Origin of the sequence: Vibrio genomosp. F10 str. 9ZD137, assembly GCF_049974785.1 — a bacterium.
Classification (GTDB): Bacteria; Pseudomonadota; Gammaproteobacteria; order Enterobacterales; family Vibrionaceae; genus Vibrio.
Genome location: NZ_JBNGCJ010000789.1, coordinates 1 through 1,444, shown reverse-complemented (window position 1 = coordinate 1,444; position 1,444 = coordinate 1). Strand labels below are relative to the sequence as shown.

Here is a 1,444-nt window from a genome sequence, read left to right as displayed (position 1 = left end):
GCCGCGCAATAAAGCGCGGCACCTTGGGCTCGGTTAAAGAGTTTGCTTTTTTTAGTCGTTCACATTCTTTATTTTCGTTATTGGTTTGCTTCGCCGTTATTGGCTTGCTTCGCTGTGTCTGCTAGGCATTTTGTGCTTTCAGTTTTAAACGCATCGCGTGTAACACGGGCTCAGTATAGCCATTCGGCTGAGCCCCCCCCTCAAATACCAACTGACAAGCCGCTGAAAATGCAATGCTGTTTTCAAAGTCTGGCGCCATGTTGCGGTAGTTCGGATCGCCAGCGTTTTGCTCATCCACCACTGCGGCCATGCGCTTCATGGTTCTCATTACTTGGGCTTCATTACAAATCCCATGACGTAACCAGTTGGCAATATGTTGGCTCGAAATACGCAGCGTAGCTCGGTCTTCCATCAAACCGACATCGTTAATATCTGGCACCTTAGAACACCCGACGCCTTGGTCAATCCAACGCACTACATAACCAAGAATACCTTGCGTATTGTTGTCCAATTCGTTTTGGATATCTTGAGCTGTCAGCTTTTGATTACCTAATAGCGGAATAGTCAGAATATCATCAACGTTCGCTCTCATTCGCTCACGAAGCTCTTTCTGACGACTTGGTACACTCACCTTGTGATAGTGCAGAGCATGCAAAGTCGCGGCGGTTGGAGAAGGAACCCAAGCGGTATTTGCGCCCGCTTGAGGATGTCCGATTTTCGCGTCCATCATCTTCGCCATATTGTCTGGCTCTGGCCACATACCTTTACCGATTTGAGCTTTACCTTGCAGGCCACAAGCTAAGCCAAGATCAACGTTCTGATCTTCGTATGCGCCAATCCAAGTCATGGTTTTCAGCTGTGTTTTAGGCGCAAATGGTCCCGCTTCCATACTCGTGTGAATCTCATCACCGGTTCGGTCTAAGAAACCGGTGTTGATGAACACAACACGATCTTTAGCCGCTCGAATACATTCTTTCAGGTTGACCGAAGTACGACGCTCTTCGTCCATAATGCCAACTTTGATGGTGTAGCGGTCTAAACCTAATGCATCTTCAATGCGGCCAAACAATTCATTAGTAAACGCGACTTCTTCAGGGCCATGCATCTTAGGTTTCACGATGTTGATGCTATTCGCGGTTGAGTTTTGGTACGCGCTGTTGCCTTTCAAATCATGCATCGCGATTAGCGAAGTTATCATGCCATCCATAATGCCTTCAGGCACTTCATTACCTTCGGCATCAATAATCGCAGGGTTAGTCATCAGGTGGCCGACATTACGGATGAACAACATGCTGCGGCCTTTCAGCGAGATCTCACCGCCCGTCACGCTGGTGTATTGGCGATCTGGATTCAAACTACGAACGATGGTTTTACCGTTTTTCTCTAGTGATTCTTGCAGATCACCTTTCATCAAACCTAGCCAGTTACGGTAAGCCAGTGCTTT

General features: G+C 47.6%; 1 protein-coding gene. It reads right to left on the bottom strand.

Annotation, left to right across the window (positions count from 1 at the left end; genetic code table 11):
• Positions 1 to 121: 121 nt before the first annotated feature.
• The coding region (locus ACP45E_RS18330) for a malate synthase G (RefSeq protein WP_083251623.1) at positions 122 to 1,444 on the bottom strand (1,323 nt) is incomplete at its 5' end.